Source organism: Agromyces humi (assembly GCF_009720255.1).
In the GTDB taxonomy this organism is placed as follows: Bacteria; Actinomycetota; Actinomycetes; order Actinomycetales; family Microbacteriaceae; genus Agromyces; species Agromyces humi.
In genome coordinates, this window is sequence record NZ_WJSP02000564.1 from 1 (window position 1) to 1,834 (window position 1,834).

The following is a 1,834-nucleotide window of genomic DNA, read 5'->3' on the forward strand; positions in this document are numbered from 1 at the left end:
TACGCCGCGGCTGCCCGCGTCGCCGCAGCTGCCGCCCGGTGAACCACCTGATCGACGCCGCGGCCGGCGGCCCCGAGCATCGGCGCGGCACGACCACCGTCACCGTCACCGGTGCCGACGGGGCGCCGCTCGCCGACACCGACGTGGTCGTCGAGCAGCTCAGGCATGCGTTCGGCTTCGGCAACATCGGCTTCGACCTCGTGCCGATGGCCAACGGCCGGGCCGCACCCGGTGACGAGGAGCTCGCCGCCTGCCTGGTCGAGCTCTTCAACGTCGCCACGCTGCCGTTCTACTGGCGCGACACCGAGCCGGAAGCCGGCCGGCCGCGAACCGCCGAGCTGCGCCGCACCGCCGACTGGCTTCGGGAGCGCGGAGTGGCCGTGAAGGGACATCCGCTCGCCTGGCACACCCTCGCGCCCGAGTGGCTGCTCGACCGCCCGCTCGACGAGGTGGAGACCGCCCTGCGCGGGCGCATCCGCCGCGAGGTCGGCGAGTTCGCCGGGCTGATCGACACGTGGGACGCGATCAACGAGGTCGTGATCATGCCGGTCTTCGAGGCCGAGGACAACGCGATCACGCCCCTCGCACGGGTGCGGGGGCGCATCCACCTGATCCGCCTCGCGTTCGAGGAGGCGCGTGCCGCCAACCCCGCGGCGACGCTCCTGCTCAACGACTTCGACCTCTCGAGCGCCTACGAGTGCCTCATCGAGGGCGTGCTCGAGGCCGGCATCCGCATCGACGCCATCGGGCTGCAGACCCACATGCACCAGGGCTTCCGCGGCGAGGAGGCGCTCGTCGCGATCGCCGACCGGTTCGCGCGCTACGGGGTGCCGCTGCACTTCACCGAGACGTCGCTCGTCTCGGGCGACCTCATGCCTCCGCACATCGAGGACCTCAACGACTGGCAGGTCGACGAGTGGCCGTCGACGCCCGAGGGTGAGGCCCGCCAGGCCGAGGAGCTCGAACGCCACTACCGAACGCTCGTCGGGCACCCCGCGGTCGAGGCCATCACGTACTGGGGCATCACCGACCGCGGCGCCTGGCTCAACGCGCCCATCGGACTGCTCCGTGCCGACGGCACGCCGAAGCCGTCGTACGACGCGCTGCTCGGGCTCGTGAAGGGCGAGTGGTGGCTTCCGCCGACGACGGTGCGAACGGATGCCGCGGGGCGCGTCTCCGTACGCGGATTCGCGGGCGAGTATGCGGTGTGCGGCAGGCCCTGGGCCGAGCGGATGCCGCGCCGGCGAAGTTCTCCGTCGTCAGGGGCGCCTCCGGCGGGACATCCGTCACCCTGCCCTGAGCTCGCGTTCCCGGCGTGCCGGGGCTCCCCCCGGCGCATGCCGCGCCGACCCACACCCGTCGGCGTAGCATTGAGCCGAGACGTCGCCCGTTGACGGCGCCCCGGATGCTCATGAGCGAGGGAGCGATGATGTCCGAACCGCACGACGCGAACGCCGAGGACGAGACCGACGTGCCCGACCAGCTCGATCAGCCCCACCGGCACTCCGAGCCCGAGACCGCCACGGATCGGCTCGAGGGACAGTACACCGAGGTCGGCGGGCAGCCGGCGCACGAGCGCACCGTCGCAGGTGAGTACACCCGCACGGACGGCCAGCCCGACGAGGAGCCCACGGTGGGCGACTACACCTCGACCGATCGGCACCCCGAGACGCATGATCCGACGGAGCGGCACGGCAAGTTCTGGCGCACGGAGCCGCCGAAGCCGCATCCCGGACCGCACCACGCCGAGGAGCACGCGCCCGACTGATCGGCTGACGCCGCTCCGGGTCGCGGGTCAGGCCGGACGGCCGGCCTCCGTGCGGGCGAGCGCGGC

2 protein-coding genes are annotated in these 1,834 nt (G+C 72.8%); both read left to right on the top strand.

Annotation, left to right across the window (positions count from 1 at the left end; genetic code table 11):
• Nucleotides 1-47 precede the first annotated feature (47 nt).
• Nucleotides 48-1,394: an endo-1,4-beta-xylanase gene (locus GH736_RS22290; protein ID WP_159607157.1), complete on the top strand. Its 1,347-nt coding sequence runs from the start codon at nt 48-50 to the stop codon at nt 1,392-1,394.
• A 35-nt stretch (nt 1,395-1,429) separates the two neighbouring features.
• A complete protein-coding gene (locus tag GH736_RS22295; protein WP_159607155.1) occupies nt 1,430-1,768 on the top strand; it encodes a hypothetical protein in 339 nt (112 codons plus the stop codon).
• Nucleotides 1,769-1,834 lie beyond the last annotated feature (66 nt).

Coding starts and splice junctions, on each gene's coding strand:
- GH736_RS22295 (WP_159607155.1), top strand. CDS start 1,430: ATGTCCGAACCGCACGACGCGAACGCCGAGGACGAGACCGACGTGCCC.